This is a genomic window from Microbacterium sp. 1262 (genome assembly GCF_040544895.1).
Lineage (GTDB): Bacteria > Actinomycetota > Actinomycetes > Actinomycetales > Microbacteriaceae > Microbacterium > Microbacterium plantarum.
Genome location: NZ_JBEPKU010000001.1, coordinates 2927811 through 2943789, shown reverse-complemented (window position 1 = coordinate 2943789; position 15979 = coordinate 2927811). Strand labels below are relative to the sequence as shown.

The 15979-nt window shown below is 71.3% G+C and carries 17 protein-coding genes; 8 read left to right on the top strand and 9 right to left on the bottom strand.

The features are described from left to right. Window positions 1-16 precede the first annotated feature (16 nt). On the top strand, window positions 17-862 hold the full coding sequence (locus tag ABIC53_RS14095; protein WP_274179276.1) for an NAD-dependent epimerase/dehydratase family protein: 846 nt from the start codon (window positions 17-19) through the stop codon (window positions 860-862). Between the two features lie 6 nt (window positions 863-868). Here ABIC53_RS14095 and xylB read toward each other — a convergent pair whose 3' ends face one another. Further along, entirely contained in the window at window positions 869-2185 is a 1317-nt protein-coding gene (gene xylB, locus ABIC53_RS14090) for a xylulokinase (RefSeq protein ID WP_274179277.1), read from the bottom strand. Between the two features lie 47 nt (window positions 2186-2232). After that, window positions 2233-3420, bottom strand: a complete 1188-nt coding sequence (gene xylA, locus ABIC53_RS14085) for a xylose isomerase (protein WP_114588790.1) — start codon at window positions 3418-3420, stop codon at window positions 2233-2235. Between the two features lie 88 nt (window positions 3421-3508). On the opposite strand from xylA, the gene ABIC53_RS14080 reads away from it, so the two are divergent. Genes ABIC53_RS14080 through ABIC53_RS14065 form a run of 4 tightly spaced genes read left to right on the top strand, consistent with a single transcriptional unit; the run spans window position 3509 to window position 5860 of the window. Continuing rightward, window positions 3509-4738 carry an ROK family transcriptional regulator gene (locus ABIC53_RS14080; protein WP_354451938.1) on the top strand — a complete coding sequence of 410 codons (1230 nt, stop codon included), beginning with the start codon at window positions 3509-3511 and terminating at the stop codon, window positions 4736-4738. Window positions 4739-4797: 59 nt separating this feature from the next. Next, the gene (locus tag ABIC53_RS14075; protein ID WP_354451936.1) at window positions 4798-5154 is read left to right on the top strand and encodes a DUF6804 family protein; all 357 of its coding nucleotides are present in this window, start codon (window positions 4798-4800) and stop codon (window positions 5152-5154) included. Continuing rightward, the gene (locus tag ABIC53_RS14070; protein WP_274179280.1) at window positions 5151-5393 is read left to right on the top strand and encodes a hypothetical protein; all 243 of its coding nucleotides are present in this window, start codon (window positions 5151-5153) and stop codon (window positions 5391-5393) included. The genes ABIC53_RS14075 and ABIC53_RS14070 overlap by 4 nt, the downstream gene beginning before the upstream one ends. Next, complete coding sequence (locus tag ABIC53_RS14065; RefSeq protein ID WP_354451934.1) at window positions 5390-5860, top strand: BLUF domain-containing protein; 471 nt, start codon at window positions 5390-5392, stop codon at window positions 5858-5860. The genes ABIC53_RS14070 and ABIC53_RS14065 overlap by 4 nt, the downstream gene beginning before the upstream one ends. Here the strand turns inward: ABIC53_RS14065 and ABIC53_RS14060 are convergent, their stop codons facing one another. The 3 genes from ABIC53_RS14060 to ABIC53_RS14050 form a co-directional block, all read right to left on the bottom strand. Beyond that, the gene (locus ABIC53_RS14060; protein WP_274179344.1) at window positions 5861-6070 is read right to left on the bottom strand and encodes a DUF3072 domain-containing protein; all 210 of its coding nucleotides are present in this window, start codon (window positions 6068-6070) and stop codon (window positions 5861-5863) included. 370 nt (window positions 6071-6440) lie between these two features. Continuing rightward, window positions 6441-7337, bottom strand: coding sequence for an NAD(P)-dependent oxidoreductase (locus ABIC53_RS14055; protein ID WP_354451932.1), 897 nt, complete (start codon window positions 7335-7337; stop codon window positions 6441-6443). A gap of 20 nt (window positions 7338-7357) precedes the next feature. Continuing rightward, window positions 7358-8788 (bottom strand): four-carbon acid sugar kinase family protein, encoded by a 1431-nt coding sequence (locus ABIC53_RS14050; protein ID WP_354451930.1) that lies wholly within the window; start codon window positions 8786-8788, stop codon window positions 7358-7360. A 186-nt stretch (window positions 8789-8974) separates the two neighbouring features. Here ABIC53_RS14050 and ABIC53_RS14045 point away from each other — a divergent pair, with 186 nt between their 5' ends. After that, the gene (locus tag ABIC53_RS14045) at window positions 8975-9166 is read left to right on the top strand and encodes an Rv3202a family protein (protein ID WP_274179284.1); all 192 of its coding nucleotides are present in this window, start codon (window positions 8975-8977) and stop codon (window positions 9164-9166) included. 7 nt (window positions 9167-9173) lie between these two features. Here the strand turns inward: ABIC53_RS14045 and ABIC53_RS14040 are convergent, their stop codons facing one another. Next, window positions 9174-9875: a FadR/GntR family transcriptional regulator gene (locus ABIC53_RS14040; RefSeq protein ID WP_323986715.1), complete on the bottom strand. Its 702-nt coding sequence runs from the start codon at window positions 9873-9875 to the stop codon at window positions 9174-9176. After that, window positions 9872-10480: a TetR/AcrR family transcriptional regulator gene (locus ABIC53_RS14035; RefSeq protein WP_274179286.1), complete on the bottom strand. Its 609-nt coding sequence runs from the start codon at window positions 10478-10480 to the stop codon at window positions 9872-9874. Before ABIC53_RS14035 ends, ABIC53_RS14040 begins: the two co-directional genes overlap by 4 nt. A gap of 70 nt (window positions 10481-10550) precedes the next feature. On the opposite strand from ABIC53_RS14035, the gene ABIC53_RS14030 reads away from it, so the two are divergent. Next, window positions 10551-11840, top strand: coding sequence for an MFS transporter (locus ABIC53_RS14030; protein ID WP_274179287.1), 1290 nt, complete (start codon window positions 10551-10553; stop codon window positions 11838-11840). On the opposite strand, the gene ABIC53_RS14025 is transcribed toward ABIC53_RS14030, so the two are convergent. Continuing rightward, window positions 11837-12112: a hypothetical protein gene (locus ABIC53_RS14025; RefSeq protein ID WP_114588784.1), complete on the bottom strand. Its 276-nt coding sequence runs from the start codon at window positions 12110-12112 to the stop codon at window positions 11837-11839. The genes ABIC53_RS14030 and ABIC53_RS14025 overlap by 4 nt on opposite strands. A gap of 161 nt (window positions 12113-12273) precedes the next feature. Here ABIC53_RS14025 and ABIC53_RS14020 point away from each other — a divergent pair, with 161 nt between their 5' ends. Continuing rightward, on the top strand, window positions 12274-13518 hold the full coding sequence (locus tag ABIC53_RS14020; RefSeq protein WP_354451926.1) for a maltokinase N-terminal cap-like domain-containing protein: 1245 nt from the start codon (window positions 12274-12276) through the stop codon (window positions 13516-13518). 126 nt (window positions 13519-13644) lie between these two features. On the opposite strand, the gene treS is transcribed toward ABIC53_RS14020, so the two are convergent. Beyond that, window positions 13645-15942 (bottom strand): maltose alpha-D-glucosyltransferase, encoded by a 2298-nt coding sequence (treS, locus tag ABIC53_RS14015; protein ID WP_354451924.1) that lies wholly within the window; start codon window positions 15940-15942, stop codon window positions 13645-13647. Window positions 15943-15979 lie beyond the last annotated feature (37 nt).

Below are 15979 nucleotides of genomic sequence, written 5' to 3'. Positions count from 1 at the left end.
GTGCGACGCTGTTCCCATGCGGATCGCACTGACGGGATCATCGGGAAAACTCGGCACGGTCGTCGCTCGTGAACTCACGGCGGCGGGGCACGAGGTCATCGGCTTCGACGTGATCGGCACACGCGGGCCCGCGTTCGTGCAGATCGATCTGACCGACTACGGCCAGGTCGTCGACGCTTTCGGCTCGGTCGGCGATCGCCACGACGGCGTCGACGCGATCGTGCATCTCGGCGCGGTGCCCGCTCCCGGGATCCGTCCCGACATCGCGACGTTCCACAACAACATGGCGGCGACCTTCAACGTCTTCCACGCCGCGACGCGACTCGGCATCGACCGCGTCGTCTACGCCTCGAGCGAGACGGTGCAGGGGCTGCCGTTCGACGTGCCGCCGCCGTACATCCCCGTCGACGAGGAGTATCCCGCGCGCCCCGAGTCGGTGTACTCGCTCGTGAAGCACCTCGAGGAGCAGCTCGCGATCGAGCTCGTGCGCTGGCACCCGGGCCTCTCGATCACCGCACTGCGCTTCTCGAACGTCATGGTGCCCGAGGACTACGCCGAGTTCCCGTCGTTCGACGCCGACCCGATGCGTCGCAAGTGGAACGTGTGGAGCTACATCGACGCGCGCGACGGCGCCCAGGCCGTGCTGCGCGCGCTCGAGAACGCACCGGCCGGCTTCGATCGGTTCCTCATCGCCGCCGCCGACACCGTCATGTCACGCCCGAACGCGGAGCTCGTGGCCGAGGTGTTCCCCGGCGTCGAGATCCGCGGCGACCTCGGAACGAACGAGTCGCTCTTCTCGACCGAGAAAGCCCGGCGGCTTCTGGGCTACGAGCCGAAGCACTCCTGGCGCGACCATGTCTGAGGCGATCTAACGGGCACCCGCCGCGGCGACGCGGCGGGCCTGCTCGGCCGCGCCGAGCGCGACGTACTCGCCTGGCGCGGGCACCTCGACGTCGAGTCCGAAGACCGCGGGGGCGATCTGCTGCACGGCTGCCGACCGCGCTCCCCCGCCGACCAGCAGCACGCGCCGCAGCGGCACGCCCTGGTCGCGCAGCGCGTCCAGTCCGGCGCCGAGGCCTGCCAGCATCCCCTCGACCGCTGCACGGGCGAGGTTCTCCCGCGTGGTCGAGGCGAGCGTCATCCCGGTCAGCGAGGCCGTCGCATCCGGCAGATTCGGCGTGCGCTCGCCCTCGAAGTACGGCACGAGCGTCAGCCCTCCCGCCCCGGGCTCGGCCGACAGCGCGAGGCGCGACAGGCCGTCGTGGTCGACCCCCAGCAGGGCGGCGACGACGTCGAGCACGCGAGCGGCGTTGAGCGTGCATACGAGCGGCAGGTGGTGCCCGTCCGCCGAGGCGAAGCCCGCGACGGTCCCGGTGGCATCGACCGCGGGCGTCTCGCTCACGGCGAAGACCGTGCCGGACGTGCCTATCGAGACGACGACGTCGCCGACGCCCGCGCCGACACCGAGAGCGGATGCCGCGTTGTCGCCGGCGCCCGCGGCGACCCGGCGGCCGCCCTGATCCTCGACCCACTCGTCCGCGGCGAGGACCCGCGGAACCACGGCGTCGTGCCCGAGAGCGGCTACGAGCAGCTCCCGGTCGTACTCGCCCGTGACCGCACTCCAGTAGCCGGTTCCCGAGGCGTCGGAACGATCCGTGACGAGCTCGGCCAGCGCGGCGGCCCCGCCCGTGCCGTCGGAAACCGGGCCGAAGCCGCGCAGGCGCCAGGTCAGCCAGTCGTGCGGAAGGGCCACCGCCGCGGTCCGCGCGGCGTTCTCCGGCTCGTGCTCGCGCAACCACCGCAGCTTGCTGATGGTGAACGAGGCGACCGGAACGAGTCCGGTGCGCTCGGCGAGCCGGTCGGCGCCGTATTCGGCCACGAGATCGGATGCCGCCTGCGCCGAACGGGTGTCGTTCCACAGCAGCGCGTCGCGCACGACGGCGCCCCGCTGGTCGAGCGCGACGAGGCCGTGCTGCTGGCCGCCGATCGACCAGGCCTGAACGTCCGCCATCCCGCCCGCGAGCTCGATCGCCGCCTGCAGGGCGGTCCACCACGACTCGGGGTCGACGCTCGTGCCGTCCGGGTGGGGCGCACGCCCCTCCCGGACGACCCGACCGGTCTCGGCGTCGACGATCACGACCTTGCACGATTGGGTCGACGAGTCGACACCCATGACCAGCGTCATGCCGGCATCCTCTTCTCTCGGGTTAGGGGACTCTCGCGGCGCCGGCGTCAGCGTGCGCCGAGCAGGTGCTCGGTCGCGAGCTGCTGCAGGCGGACGAAGCCGAAGCCCTTGCCGCCGAGGTACGCGTCGGCGTCGAAGTCCTCGTAGGCCGAGCGGTCACCGACGAAGTCGTCGTAGGTCTCACCCTCGCCGAAGGTCGGCTGGGCGAGCTCCGGAACGCGCGCCGCTTCGAGCGCCTCCTGCACCTCCGGGTCGGCGCGGAACGCCGCAGCCCGCTCCTTGAGCAGCAGGTAGGTGCGCATGTTCGCGGCGGCGGAGTCCCAGACGCCGGTCTCGTCCTCGGTGCGGCTCGGCTTGTAGTCGAAGTGGCGGGGTCCGTCGTACGCGGGGCCGCCGTTCGGGCCGCCGTTCTCGAGCAGGTCGACGAGCGCGAACGCATTGTGCAGGTCGCCGTGACCGAAGACGAGGTCCTGGTCGTACTTGATGCCGCGCTGACCGTTGAGGTCGATGTGGAAGAGCTTGCCGTGGTACAGCGCCTGCGCGATGCCGGCCGCGAAGTTCAGGCCCGCCATCTGCTCGTGTCCAACCTCGGGGTTCAGGCCGACGAGCTCGGGACGCTCGAGCGACTCGATGAAGGCGAGGGCGTGACCCACGGTCGGAAGCAGGATGTCGCCGCGCGGCTCGTTCGGCTTGGGCTCGATCGCGAAACGCAGGTTGTAGCCCTTCTCGACGACGTAGTCGCCGAGGAAGTTCACGGCCTCGCGGTAGCGCTCCAGCGCCTGTCGGACATCCTTCGCCGAGTCGTACTCGGCACCCTCGCGGCCGCCCCACATGACGAAGGTCTCGGCGCCGAGTTCGGCGCCGAGGTCGATCTGACGCAGCACCTTGCGGATCGCGAAGCGCCGCACCGCGCGGTCGTTCGAGGTGAAGCCGCCGTCCTTGAAGACCGGGGCGCTGAAGAGGTTGGTGGTCACCATGGGCACGGTCAGGCCGGTGTCGGCGAGCGCGCCCTTGAGGCGATCGATCTGCGTCTGCCGCTCGCTCTCGCTCGACCCGAAGGCGAACAGGTCGTCGTCGTGGAACGTCAGCCCCGCGGCCCCGAGCTCGGCGAGCTTCTCGACGGCGTGGACGACGTCGAGGGGCGGCCGGGTCGGTCCGCCGAACGGGTCGGTTCCGTTGTAGCCGATGGTCCAGAGGCCGAACGTGAACTTGTCGGCCGGGGTCGGGGTGCGCATGCGTGCTCCTTCGCTTCGATTGCTGCGACCTCAGCGTAGGTCGGTTTGTCTATTACGTCAACAAACTGTGTTCTCGTAGGCTGATGCCGTGAGTGTCGCGCCCGGAACCGCCGAACTCGTCCGGCGAGTGAACCTCGCCCGGATGCTCGTCGTCGTGCACCGCGACGGTCCGATCTCGCGGGCCGCGCTCACCGCGGACCTCGGCCTCAACCGCTCGACCATCGGAGCGCTGACCGCCGAGCTCGCGCGCCTGGGCCTCGTCACCGAGACCGCCGGCGCTGCCGAGGGTCGGATCGGGCGCCCGTCCCCCGTCATCACGGCCCGCCCCGATGTGGTCGCTGTCGCCGTGAACCCCGAGGTCGATGCGGTGACACTCGCCGCCGTCGGCCTCGACCGCCGGATTCACGCGCGCCGCCGCGCACTCACGACGACCCTCATCACGCCGCACGCGCTGGCGTCACTGATCGCCGCGACGATCGAGGAATGGCGCAGCGGGCCGCTCGCCACGACCAGGGTCATCGGGGTCGGTGTCGCCGTCCCCGGGCTCGTCGACCCGGCTGCCGGCCTGGTCGTGCACGCGCCGCACCTGCGGTGGACGGACGCCCCGCTCGCCGATCTCGTCACCGCCGCGACGGGCACCCCGACGACCGTGGGCAACGATGCCTCGTACGGCGCGCACGCCGAGTACCTCTTCGGCGCCGCGCGCGGCGTCGCCGATGTGATCTACCTCAACGGCGGAGCGAGCGGCATCGGTGGCGGGCTCGTCGTCGGCGGCGGACTCGTCGGCGGCGCGCGAGGCCTCGCGGGGGAGTTCGGGCACAATCCGGCGATCTTCGAGGATGCCGCGGACCGGCGATCCGGTGAACGCGCCGCCCTCGAAGACGAAGTGAGCCGGCACCGCCTGATCGCCTCGCTCGGGCTGCCCGGTGCGGACGACGCCGAGCTGCGGGCAGCGGTCCACGGCGCCGCGAATCCGGCGGCGCGCGCCGAGGTGCATCGGCAGCGCCGCATCCTCGCGTCCGCCGTGGCAAGCGCGGTCAACGTCCTCGATCCCGCTGTCGTCGTCCTCGGCGGCTTCCTCGCGCCGCTCGTCGAGACGGACGTCGACGGCTTCGCCGACGCGGTCGCCCGTCAGACGATCTCCGGCTCGGCGCCGCTCGTGCGCACCGCCGAGCTGGGAGACGACCGCCTGCTCGTCGGCGCCGCCGAGACCGCGTTCGCCGCGCTGCTGTCGGATCCGGTCCCCGTCATGACCGGCGCCGACGCCGCCATGACGGATTCCGGCGTGGCGTCAAGCGCCGGTCGGCCCGCGCGCTGAACTCGTACGATCGAGAAGACGCGCGACCTCGCGTCACCCGTCCCGAGAGAAACGTCCGCATGACTTCGAGATCCGCCCGCCCCGCCGACCCACCGCTGCGCCAGCGCAACGGGCTCGCCCCCGGCATCCTCGGGGCCGCTGCGCTCGTGGCCGGAATCCCGCTCATCGGCGGCGAGTTCGCGATGGTCATCTCGTTCGTCGTCGCGATCCTCGCGCTCATCATCGCGTGGTTCGCGATCCAGGCGCGGCAGTGGTGGTGGGCGCTGCCGATGGCGGCTATCGCGGTGCTGTGGAACCCGGTGTACCCCTTCTCGCTCGACCAGCCGGTCTGGCTGGCCGCGCACGTCGTCGGCGCGGCGACCTTCATCGCAGCGGGAGCCCTCGTGTGGGTACCCCGCCCCGAGGCCGCGCGGTGACCGGAACCGGAATCGTCTGGGCTCGCGTCGAGGACGGGTTCCACGTCGGAAGCCGTACCGGCGAGTTCGTGGGTTACATCGACCGGCAGCCCGACGGCCGTTACCTCGCCTACGACTCACGGTCGGCCTGCGCCGGATCGTTCTCCGACCTGACCGCGGCGATGCGCACGCTCGCTTTGCGAGCGACGCCCGGCATCGCGGCCGAAGAACCGCCCATCGAACTCCGGGAGATCCGATGACCTCGACCTCCGAGGGCCTGCTCTCGATCCTCTACACGAGCAACGCCCGCGCGCCCTTCGGCGACGACGACCTGGCGGCGCTCCTCGCGCAGAGCCGGGCGTCCAACGCGGCGCGAGACCTGACCGGGATGCTGCTGTACCGCGGCGGCCGGTTCGTGCAGGTGCTCGAGGGACCCGAGCCCGCCGTCCGCGATCTGCTCGCGACCATCCGGCAGGACTCCCGCCACTCCGACATGCGGGTCCTCATCGAGCAGCCCATCGCCCACCGCGAGTTCCGCGAGTGGACGATGGGCTATCAGCCGATCGCCGAGACGACGGGTGACGCTCCGACGGGGTTCCGCGACACCTTCGACGACCTCGAGGGCTCGGACGACCCGAGCGCGACGCTGCGCGCCGCCCGGGAGCTGAGCCTGTGGTTCCGTGTGCGGTCGGCTCGGCCGCGGCGGGACGCGGACGCCGGATCGTAGTTACGCGCCGCGTCCCGTGGCGTCCTGCAGGCGGTCGATCTGCTCGGACGCCTCGGCCTTGGTGAGGGTGCCCGGCAACTCTTCGCCCGCCTCGCGCGCCAGCGTGTCGAGGTAACTCCGCTGCGGGCCCGTCATGGGCTCATCGCCGGTGACCCACGTGTCGGGATCCTTGACCGGCGACCCCTCGCCGCCGCCCTCGGTGCCGCCCAGCGTGTCGGTCGCACCCGGCGTCTCGGCCGCGGGCTCCGGCGACGCCGGCGGAGTCGGGGCCGACGGCTCGCCGGGCGCCGGCGCCGTCGGCTCGGCGGGAACGGGAACGGTCGGCTCGGCGGGGGCCGGGAAGGTCGGCTCGTCGGGTGTGGGGATGCTCTGATCGCTCATTCCTCGACGCTAGGCCGACGGGCCCCAGAAGCCGAGGCACTTGCGCGTTCCGCGAAAAGCACTCAACGAGAGAACCCGGCCCGGGGACGTCGTTCGGGCAACGTCCCCGTGACCGGGTGTTCTTCGATGTTCGGCGATCGACCGCAAGGAATACGCAACGCGCACACCGACCAACCTCAAGAAATCCGCAAGATCGGCCTCAGCCGCGGCGCGCAGGGGCGGAGAGCCGGATCACGGCGGAATCGTCCGCCTCACCGAGGCCCTGAGCCTGTGCGAGGAGGTAGCTCTGCTCGGCCGCAGCGGCGAGCGGCGCCGGGAGTCCCGCCCGCCGCGCGGCGGCGCCGACGATGCCCATGTCCTTGACGAAGATGTCGAGGCGACTGAGCACCTCGGCGCCCTCGTCGTCCCAGGCCTGCAGCATGCGCGGGCCGCGGTTTCCGAGCATGAACGACGCGGCGGCCCCGGCCTGCAGCGCCTCGAGTGTGCGTTCGAGGTCGAGCCCCAGGCGGTCGGCGAGCGCGAGCGCCTCGGCGGCTGCAGCGATGTGCACACCGCACAGCAGCTGGTTGACGGTCTTCAGCGCCTGACCGTCGCCGGCGCGCTCGCCCACGATGGTGAGCGTCGACGCGAGCACCTCCAGGACGGGCCTCGCGACCGCGAGGGCTCGGGGGTCGGCCCCGACGACGATCAGCAGATCGCCCTCTCGCGCCCGGACCGGGCCACCGCTCAGCGGGGCGTCGACGAGGCCGATGCCCCGCTGCGCGAGCGAGGCCGCGACGTCGGCGACCCCGTCGGTTCCGACGGTGCTCGTGAGAACGACGACCGCTCCCTCGGCGAGGGCGTCGACGATGCCGGCATCCCCGAACAGGACATCCGCGAGCTGAGCGGAGTCGCGCACCGCCACCAGGACGACCTGCGCACCCGCCGCAGCCTCCGCGGCGGAAGCAGCCGGGGTCACGTTCGCTTCCGCGGCCAGTGCGAGCCGGGTGGGGGCGATGTCGAAGCCGCGGACACGGAAAGTCTCCGCCAGGCGGGCGGCCATCGGCAGGCCCATCGCGCCGAGCCCCAGTACCGCAACCGCGGTGTTGTCGTTCATTTCGACCGTGCTCCTTCGTCTCAGGCGGATTGCGCGGGCGTCAGCGAGAGCCGCTCGACAGCGGCGGTGAGCGACCCGTCGTCGCCGACGTTGCCGGCGAACACGATGTAGGGGATTCCGGATGCCGGCCCGTCGGCTGCTTCCCAGACGGACACGATGCCGGGGAAGAGCGAACCGAGGACCCGCGCGCGCCGGATCTCGAGCCCGCGCGTCGCGACGTCGCTCGAGGTGATGCCGCCCTTCGCGATGACGAAACGGGGCGTGACCCGTGCGACGACCGTTCGGACGACCTCGACGACGGCTTCCGAGACCTGACGGGAGATGTCGAGGCTCTCGTCGGGGTCGTCGGTGCGGACGAGCGTGCGGCTGGTGTGCAGCACGACATCGCCGCGCAGCAGCGCGGTGGCGATGGTCGCGCAGGCGCGGTCGAGTTCGGCTCGCCGTTCGGAGGGATCGAGCAGTCGCGGGACGTCGAGCTCCACGACCGCCTCGAGCGGGCGGCGACGCACGAGGTCGGCGAGCTGGCGGCTGGTGAGACCGACGTGCGAGCCGACGACGACCAGTCCCCCGCGGGTCGCATGGTCGACGCTCAGCTCGGCGGCGTCGACGGGCGGCCGGCGGCGCTGGCCGATGCGGGCTCGGACGAAGGGCGGTCCCACCCGGTAGACGAACGATCGGCCTTCGGCCTCCACCGCCTCGAGACCGAGCGCCAGCTCGACCAGGTCCTCCTCCACGACCGCATCGACCACGATGGGAGCCCCCGCCGGGGCGGTGCGCAGCACCGCCGCCACGGCTGCCGTCCCCGCGCGGAGGTCATCGACCGTGACCTCGACGACGTCCGCAGCCGGGATGGCGCCGCCCGTCTTCTCCGCCACCCAGTCCGCCAGCCGCGATGCGCGGAAGCCGAAGGTCGAGTCGCGGGCGAACTCCGTCTCGCCGATGGGAGTGAAGCCCTCGTCCGACAGGATGCCGTGGACGCCGCGGACCGTCACGCGACCAGCATCCGGGAAGGCGGGCACGACGACGACGTTCGTCGGAGCGAGCGCCCCGGAGCGACCGATCTCGTCGGCGATGGTGTCGGGCTCGAGCGGGAAATGCCCGCGGAGCGTCGAATCGCTGCGGCTGACGAAGTCGACGCGCACGCGCGCTGTCTCCGCGGCCGCGAGTGCCGCCCGCACGACCTCACGGTTGATGCGCTCGGCCTCCGCCGGCGCGAGGCTGCGCGAGTTGGTCAGGACGTACACCGCGGGAGCGCCGGACGAGAACGCCCACGCGAAATCGGCCACGTCCCACGCGCCGAGCACCGGCAGGTCGGCGACCGACTGCGTCCCGGTCGGATCGTCGTCGAGGACGACGAACACACGACGACCGTCGGCCATGCGCTCCGCCAGGAGATCGAGGTCGGGGCGCGAGACGGCCGGCAGATCGGGCAGGGGCACCGTGGGGGCCACGTGTTCTCCTCGTCGTCGAGTGAGGTCAGCCGATGACGGCTGCTGTCAGCTGTATGACAGCATGCAGCAGCCGGGCATCGCCGTCAACATCGGAGACGAGATCGCCCCGGGGCTTGCGCCAACCCCCTCGCGGATCGCACGCTGGCATCACTGGTCACCCGGCACCACGAACGTGAGGAGTCAGACATGCCCGACATCGAGCGAAAGCACGGCACCGAGGTTCCTGTCGCCGACGCCGAGGAACAGCAGCTGCCGGCCACGGCCGACGACAGCGCGGCCCCCGAGATTCCCGCCCCGAGCACGGAGGCCGACGCGGCCGACGTGTGGGAGCAGCGTCACGAGGTGCCGGTGGACGACGACGAACCGGAATCGGAGTGAGGCGCGCTCACCCTGCGACGTAGCGGCGGAAGTCGTCGAGCGTCTGCTGCAGGTGCTGGTCCATCGCCGCCCTCGCGGCATCCGGGTCGCCCGTCCGCAACGCCTCGAGGACTCCGCGATGCTCGGCGATCGCGTGCTGCTGGATCTCCGGCGCCCGCGATGTCTGCGTCCGGCGCTCGGCGAGCACTTCGGTCAGGGGCGCGAGCAGCACGGCGAGGAACAGGTTGCCCGAGGCGCGGAGGATCACGGCGTGGAAGCGCAGATCGGCGTCCACGAAGCGATCGACATCGGCCGCGGTCGCTCCCGCGACCATCTCGTCGATGCACGCCGCGCACTCCGCCAGGGCGGCGTCGTCGATGAGCGGCGCAGCGAGAGCCGCTGCCTCGCATTCGATGATCCGGCGCGTCGAGATGAGCTGTTCCGCCACCAGGGCGTCATCACCGTGTGCGGCCCGGAACCGGAGAGCGTCGGACACCGAGCCCCACTCTTCGACCGGAGCCACGCGGGACCCCACCCCCGACACCACCCGCACGATGCCCCGCGCCGACAGGGTGCGGAGCGCTTCGCGCACGGTCACGCGGCTGACGTCGAACTCGACGCCGATCTCCGCCTCGGTCGGCAGGGCATCGCCCGGGGCGAAGCGTCCCCCGATGATCCGGTCGAGCAGATCGTCGGCGACGGTGTTCACGAGCGACTTGCGACGGCTCACCGCCCCTCACCTCGCCGTTCGAAACCCGCCCAGCCGTTCTCGAGCACAGCGAACCCGGCATCGAGCGTCGCCTCGGGATCGTCGCTCTCGTTCACCATCGTCTGGATCTGGAGCACGAACCGCGCGAACGCACGGATGTAGGGGTCGGGCTGCGCCTCGCCGAGCTCTGCGGCGACCGCCTCGGCGAGCGCCTCCTCGTGGCGCAGCCACATGCGCGCGGCGTAATCGCGCAGCGCGGGCGTGGCGTTGAGGAAGTCCATGAACACGCGCGCCACGTCATCGCCATGCTCGGCGGCTCCGGCGCGGATCTCACGGGCGTAGTAGTCACGGATCGATCGGGAGATCGACGTTCCCGGGGGGCGGTCCCGGACGGCCGCGACGAGGCGCTCGCGCTGTTCGTCGTCTTCGTCGAAGACCAGCGCCTCCTTCTGACTGAAGTGCGCGAAGACGGTCGTCGGAGAGACATCGGCCGCGTCGGCGATCTCACGGATGCTGACGTCGTCGAAACCCCGCTCGAGGAACATCATCGTCGCGACATCCGAGATCCGTTTGCGCGTGGCCGCCTTCTTGCGCTCGCGGCGTCCCGGCGGCGCAGTGTGGTTCATGAGGTCGATCCTAGGCGGCGAGCACGAAAAACTGTATTGACACCACACTTGGTATCAATACAGTTTCGGTATGACTTCAGTTTTCTCGCGTCCGCAGCCCGCCGGCGCCGACCGCCGATGGGTGATGCTCATCCTGCTCACGACGCTCACGACGGCAGGCATGACCGTCGTCCTCCCCGTGCTCCCGTTCGTCGTGCTGCGCTACGTCTCCGGCGAGGGAGACCTCGCGCTCTGGGTGGGCGCGCTCGAAGCCGTCAACGGGCTGTGCGCCTTCATCGCGGCCCCCTTCCTCGGTCGCCTGTCCGATCGGTTCGGTCGCCGCCCAGTGATCATCGTCGCGTCGTTCGGGGCCGCGGTGAGCATGCTTCTCTTCGGCATCGGCGGCGCGATCTGGGTTCTGCTGCTCGCGCGCGTCATCCAGGGGGCGACGGCCGGAGACCTGCCCGCGCTGTTCGCCTACCTCGCCGACATCACCCCACCCGAGAAGCGCGCGCAGCGATTCGGCCTCCTGGGCGCCCTCTCCGGGATCGGCACCATGGTCGGCCCCGCCCTGGGCGGTCTTCTCGCTGCGGTCGACCTCGCCCTGCCCGTCTTCGTGACCGCCGGGATCTCGTTCCTCATCGCGACCCTCAGCGTCTTCCTCCTGCCCGAGAGCCTCGAGCGCAGAAATCGCATCCCCGCGATCGCGGCATCGGACCTCAACCCGTTCGCGGTGTTCCGCCGCGCCTTCGTCCGCCCGGAGCTCCGCGGACTGCTCATCGCGTTCGCGCTCCTCGCCCTCCCCTTCGGCTTCTTCGTCAACAATTTCAGCGTGCTCGCGCTCGACTCGATCGGATGGGGTCCGACGGCCATCGGGCTCTTGATCGCCGTCGTCGGTGTGATCGACATCGTCGTCCAGGGCGTCCTTCTCGGCTTCCTGCTGCCCCGGATGGGTGAACGCGGCGTCATCGTCGCCGGCATCGCCGCCCAGGCAGCCGGGCTCGTCGCCCTCGCCGTCGTCGCCTCACTCATCGCGCAGCCCTGGCTCTTCGTCCTCGGCGCCCTCGCGCTCGCCGCCGGGCAAGGGGCATCGCAGGCCGCGCTCGACGGTGTCATGTCGAACGCGGTCGGTCCGCACGAGCAGGGCTGGCTCGGCGGAGTCACCCAGTCGCTCACCGCGGCGATGGGCACGATCGCCCCGATCCTCGCGGGCGTGCTCTACGCCGTCGTCGCACACGCGGCGCCCTACGCTCTCGGCGCCGTGCTCATGGCCATTGCCGCGGCCACCGTGATGCGCGCGCCCATCGTCGATGCGGCGACGAACCGCCCCGCGCCCCTCATCGATGATCCGGCCGGCCTCGGGACCGGGGCGCGCCCCTAGACGTCGAGACGCGGGTGCGGCATCCCGTCGGCGTCGTCCGCGCGTGCGGACGTGCGGCGTCCGTTCGCGAACGTCACGGCGACGAACGCCGCGAGCAGGACGACCACCACGATCCCGGCGAAGGCGAGAACCCGCAATTGCCGCAGATGCCACCCCGTGGCCACCTGAACGAAGACGAGGGTCGCGATCACGGCGATCAACCCGAGACCGACCATGACGCGGATGCGGCGGGCGCGCCGCATCCGCGTGTTCACCGTGCCATGCAGGGACATACTCTCTCCGCGGGCGGGGTTCTCGGGTGCCCCGCTCCACCGGTCACTATCGGTCGCGTCGCTGCGAATGTGCGGGCCGGCGTTGGAACAGAGCATTACGCCTCTCCCCCGCGCGCGTCCAGCCCTTTTGCTCGGAGATTCCGAACCGACAGTGTGGGACCGTGCGATTGACAGACGAGCTCGGCGCCTGGGCGGCGCGACAGCGGTGGTATGCCGGCAAGAGTCACGAACCGCGGTTCCGCATCCTCGACGCGCAACCCGCCCCCGGCGGGGCGACGCGCTACCTCCTCATGGACGACGCCGGCGCACTGCCGACGCTCTACAACGTGCCGCTCGCCCGGGTGTCGGCTCCGGCGGACGGCGACGACGTGGTCGCCCGTGACGGCGAGGACTACCTCGTCGACGCCGCGAAGCACACCGGGTTCACCATCGGGACGCTGGCCGAGATGGGCGTGGACGTCTCGCGCGTGACCGACTCCCGCGTGCTGACGGGCGAGCAGTCGAACACCTCGATCGTCTACGACGTCGACGGCGAGCCGACGATCATCCTCAAGCTCTTCCGGACCCTCCACCACGGCGAGAACCCCGACGTGACCGTGCAGCGTGTGCTGAGCGACGCCGGCTCGCCCTTCGTCCCGCGTTTCTTCGGGAGCCTCGACGCCGAATGGCCCGACATCGGGCGCGACTCGGGCGCAGCTCGCGGCACGCTCGGGTTCGCCCAGGAGTTCCTCCGCGGCGTCCGCGACGGCTGGGCCGTAGCTCTCGAGGCCGCCCGCGAGGATCGCGACTTCACCGACGCGGCCCGTGATCTCGGCATCGCGGTCGCCGGCGTGCACGGCGCGCTCGGCGCAGCACTCGATTCGACGGAGGCCGCGGCGGAGCAGGTCACGGCGACCGGAGCCGCATGGCGCCGACGGCTGTCGATCGCCGCCAACGAGGTTCCGGCCGTGGCCGATCGCGTGGACGCGATCGGAGCCGTGTACGACGCGGCTCTCGCACGCCCGTGGCCGCGGCTCCAGCGCATCCACGGCGACCTCCACCTCGGGCAGGTGCTGGCAGTTCCGGCCGGGGGCTGGCGCATCGTCGACTTCGAGGGCGAGCCGCTGCGGCCCATGGCCGAGCGCGCCATCCCCGATCTGCCGCCGCGAGATGTCGCCGGGATGCTGCGGTCGTTCGACTACGCCGGCGCGGTCGGCGACGGCCCCGACCCGATCGGATGGGCGTCGGCCTGCCGCGCAGCCTTCATCGAGGCCTACGGCGCCGCACCCGGCGCGATCGACCTCGACCCGGTGCTGCTGCGCGCTCTCGTGCTCGACAAGGCCGTGTACGAGTCCATCTACGAGGCGCGGAACCGACCGGACTGGCTGCCCGTGCCGCTGGCCGGGATCGACGCCGCCCTGGCCTGAGCCGGGCTGCGGCGCCGCCCCCCGGCGGATGCGCCGATACGTTCGTCGGTCCGACGGTGCCCGTGTCTACCGAACGGCCCGCCGAGGCGACACCAGCACCACCGATCCGACGGATGTATCGCGGACTCAGTCCTCGACGGGCTCGGGAGCGCGGAGCACCAGGAACTTCGCGCCGTAGCCGGGCAGCGAGACGCTGAAGCTCTGCAGGTCGTCGACGCGCCCGATGGTCTCGCCCGACGCGGCGTCGTAGACCTCGCTGCGGGGTACGAGCTGCTCGGAGCGCACGGTGCCCTCCGTCGGCTCGGGCGAGAAGTTCAGCACCGTCACCTGCATCGCGGCGTCCGCGTGAGGATCGCCCTCGTCGAGCCGGTGCACGAGCACGAGCATCCCGGCATGGGCGACCTCGGGGATGTCGACCTGTGACGCGGTCGCGATGCCATGCTCGCGGCGCAGGTCGAGGATGCCCGACAGCCGCGACGCGAACGAGTCCGGATCGTCGAGCTGCGCGGGCAGAGCTCCGTAGAGGGCGCGGCCGCGCGGCATCCCCGATGCCGAGCGCATGGCGGTCGGGTCGGCGTCGAGCAGGTCGTGCGCGCCCCGTTCGATCCAGCGGGTGTCCCCCGCGCCCAGCAGGTCGGCGACCTCGTCGGCGGGCACCGTCAGCATGCCGACGAGATCCCAGCCCGACAGGGCGAAGACCCCGGGCTGCCAGGCGTTGTACGCGCACAGCAGCAGGTGGGCGTCGCGGATGCCGGGAACGTCGGCGTCGGTGATGTCGTCGAGGCGCGCGATGCCGCGGGATGCCGCGATGAGCGACGTCGTCGTGCACGCGATGCCGTTCTGCGTGAACACGCGGTTGTAGTCGGCCGTGCCCGTGAGGTGCTCGGTGAGGTCGGCGCGGATCTCCTCTGCGAGCTCGCCGCCCGTGATGTCGCGTCCGCGGAAGCGGTACTCGTCGTCGCCGTGCCGCGTCGCCCAGTGCACGAGCTCGTAGGTGAGCTCGTCGTGGTTCTGCATGCCGTGCACGAGCTGCACCGGCGCGACACCGAGCTCGAGGGACGAGGTCAGCGCGAGACGGAGGAACTCCGTCTGACCGGTCGCCAGGGCGTGGTGGTAGCCCGGGCGTCCGATGAAGTCGTACGAGAGATCGGCGCCCACCGCTCCGGTGTCGCGGATGTCCTCGATCGTCAGGTTCAGCTCCTGGAACGTGAAGCCGCCGACCTTGCGGACCATGCCCGCGATGATGTGGTTCGCCGCGTGCGAGAGGGGGTGCCCCTCCGACCATGCGGGAAGGCCCTCCGCGCTCTTCTCGACACCGAGGAAGCCGTTGGCGTCGAGGCGCAGCGCGCTGGTGCCGAGCTCGCCGAGCGAGTGGAGCGCGTCGCCGATGACCAGCCGCATGCCGGCGAAGGTCGGGTCGAGCCAGTTGATCGACGGCTGACCCTGCTTGAAGTAGTGCAGGTAGACCCAGCGCCGGGTGGCGCCGTCGGGACCGATGACGGGCGCCGTGGCGCTCCAGTTCGTCTCCTTCACCCCCGGGGTGTAGAAGATGACCCGCTGCATCGCTCCGATGATGTAACCGCGTTCGGCGAGCTCGTGCTCGTTCGCGGGGTCGAGGTTGACGCTGTCGTATCCCTCGGGGACGTCGGGCAGCAGGTGCCAGTCCTCCGGCGGGATCTCGACCATGTGGTAGATCCCGGGGTAGTCCTTGAAGCCCATCTCGGCCAGGCGGAAGTCCGCACCCTTGCCGGTGTGACCCGGCACGATGTCGTCGATCACGCTGCCGCCGTGCGCGTCGGCGACGTCGCAGAGGGTCCGGAACTCCTCCTCGGTGCCGAATGCGGGATCGATCGACGTGCTGATGCGGTCGAAGTGACCGTCGACGCTGGGCGTCTCTCGCCAGTCGGTGATACCGCCGGCCCGCTTCACCGGGCCCGTGTGGATCGCGGTGATGCCGATGCGCTCGAACACCGACCACAGCGCGTCGTCGCCGAGGGCGGCGAGGAACGACTGCCCCGGGCGGGTGATGAGCGAGATCGGATAGGCGGTGAACCACACGTCCGTCGTCGAGATCGCCCGGCGCGCGTCAGGACGGGCGTATGGATTCCGCCACATGGCGGGCTGCCCCGACAGCTGACGCGCGAGCACGTCGGCATCCTTGAGCATCGACTGCCGCACGAGCCACTCGACATACGACGGGTTGCTGCCGTTCGCGGTCCGCGGGTCGGTCATGTTGCGGCGGACGCTGCCGCCGCGGAACTGGTCGCGCGGCCGCAGTCGCCGCGGGCGTGCCGGGTAGCGCTGTTCGTCGTAGCTGATCTCGGGAACTTCGAGATCGGTGTCTTCGCCGTCGGCGCCTGCCGCACCCGGGAGGGTGATCGGGGCGGTGTAGAGGTCCTCCGGCTGTTCGTCGTCGCGCGCCATGCCTCAACGCTAGGGGCGGCGCGGATCCGGCGGAAAG

Excerpts from the sequence above, each read along its gene's own strand:
- ABIC53_RS14095 (WP_274179276.1), top strand. The coding sequence starts at position 17 with ATGCGGATCGCACTGACGGGATCATCGGGAAAACTCGGCACGGTCGTC.
- xylB (WP_274179277.1), bottom strand. The coding sequence starts at position 2,185 with ATGACGCTGGTCATGGGTGTCGACTCGTCGACCCAATCGTGCAAGGTC.
- xylA (WP_114588790.1), bottom strand. The coding sequence starts at position 3,420 with ATGCGCACCCCGACCCCGGCCGACAAGTTCACGTTCGGCCTCTGGACC.
- ABIC53_RS14075 (WP_354451936.1), top strand. The coding sequence starts at position 4,798 with ATGACTTCGAGATCCGCCCGCCCCGCCGACCCACCGCTGCGCCAGCGC.
- ABIC53_RS14065 (WP_354451934.1), top strand. The coding sequence starts at position 5,390 with ATGACCTCGACCTCCGAGGGCCTGCTCTCGATCCTCTACACGAGCAAC.
- ABIC53_RS14055 (WP_354451932.1), bottom strand. The coding sequence starts at position 7,337 with ATGAACGACAACACCGCGGTTGCGGTACTGGGGCTCGGCGCGATGGGC.
- ABIC53_RS14045 (WP_274179284.1), top strand. The coding sequence starts at position 8,975 with ATGCCCGACATCGAGCGAAAGCACGGCACCGAGGTTCCTGTCGCCGAC.
- ABIC53_RS14035 (WP_274179286.1), bottom strand. The coding sequence starts at position 10,480 with ATGAACCACACTGCGCCGCCGGGACGCCGCGAGCGCAAGAAGGCGGCC.
- ABIC53_RS14030 (WP_274179287.1), top strand. The coding sequence starts at position 10,551 with ATGACTTCAGTTTTCTCGCGTCCGCAGCCCGCCGGCGCCGACCGCCGA.
- ABIC53_RS14025 (WP_114588784.1), bottom strand. The coding sequence starts at position 12,112 with ATGTCCCTGCATGGCACGGTGAACACGCGGATGCGGCGCGCCCGCCGC.
- treS (WP_354451924.1), bottom strand. The coding sequence starts at position 15,942 with ATGGCGCGCGACGACGAACAGCCGGAGGACCTCTACACCGCCCCGATC.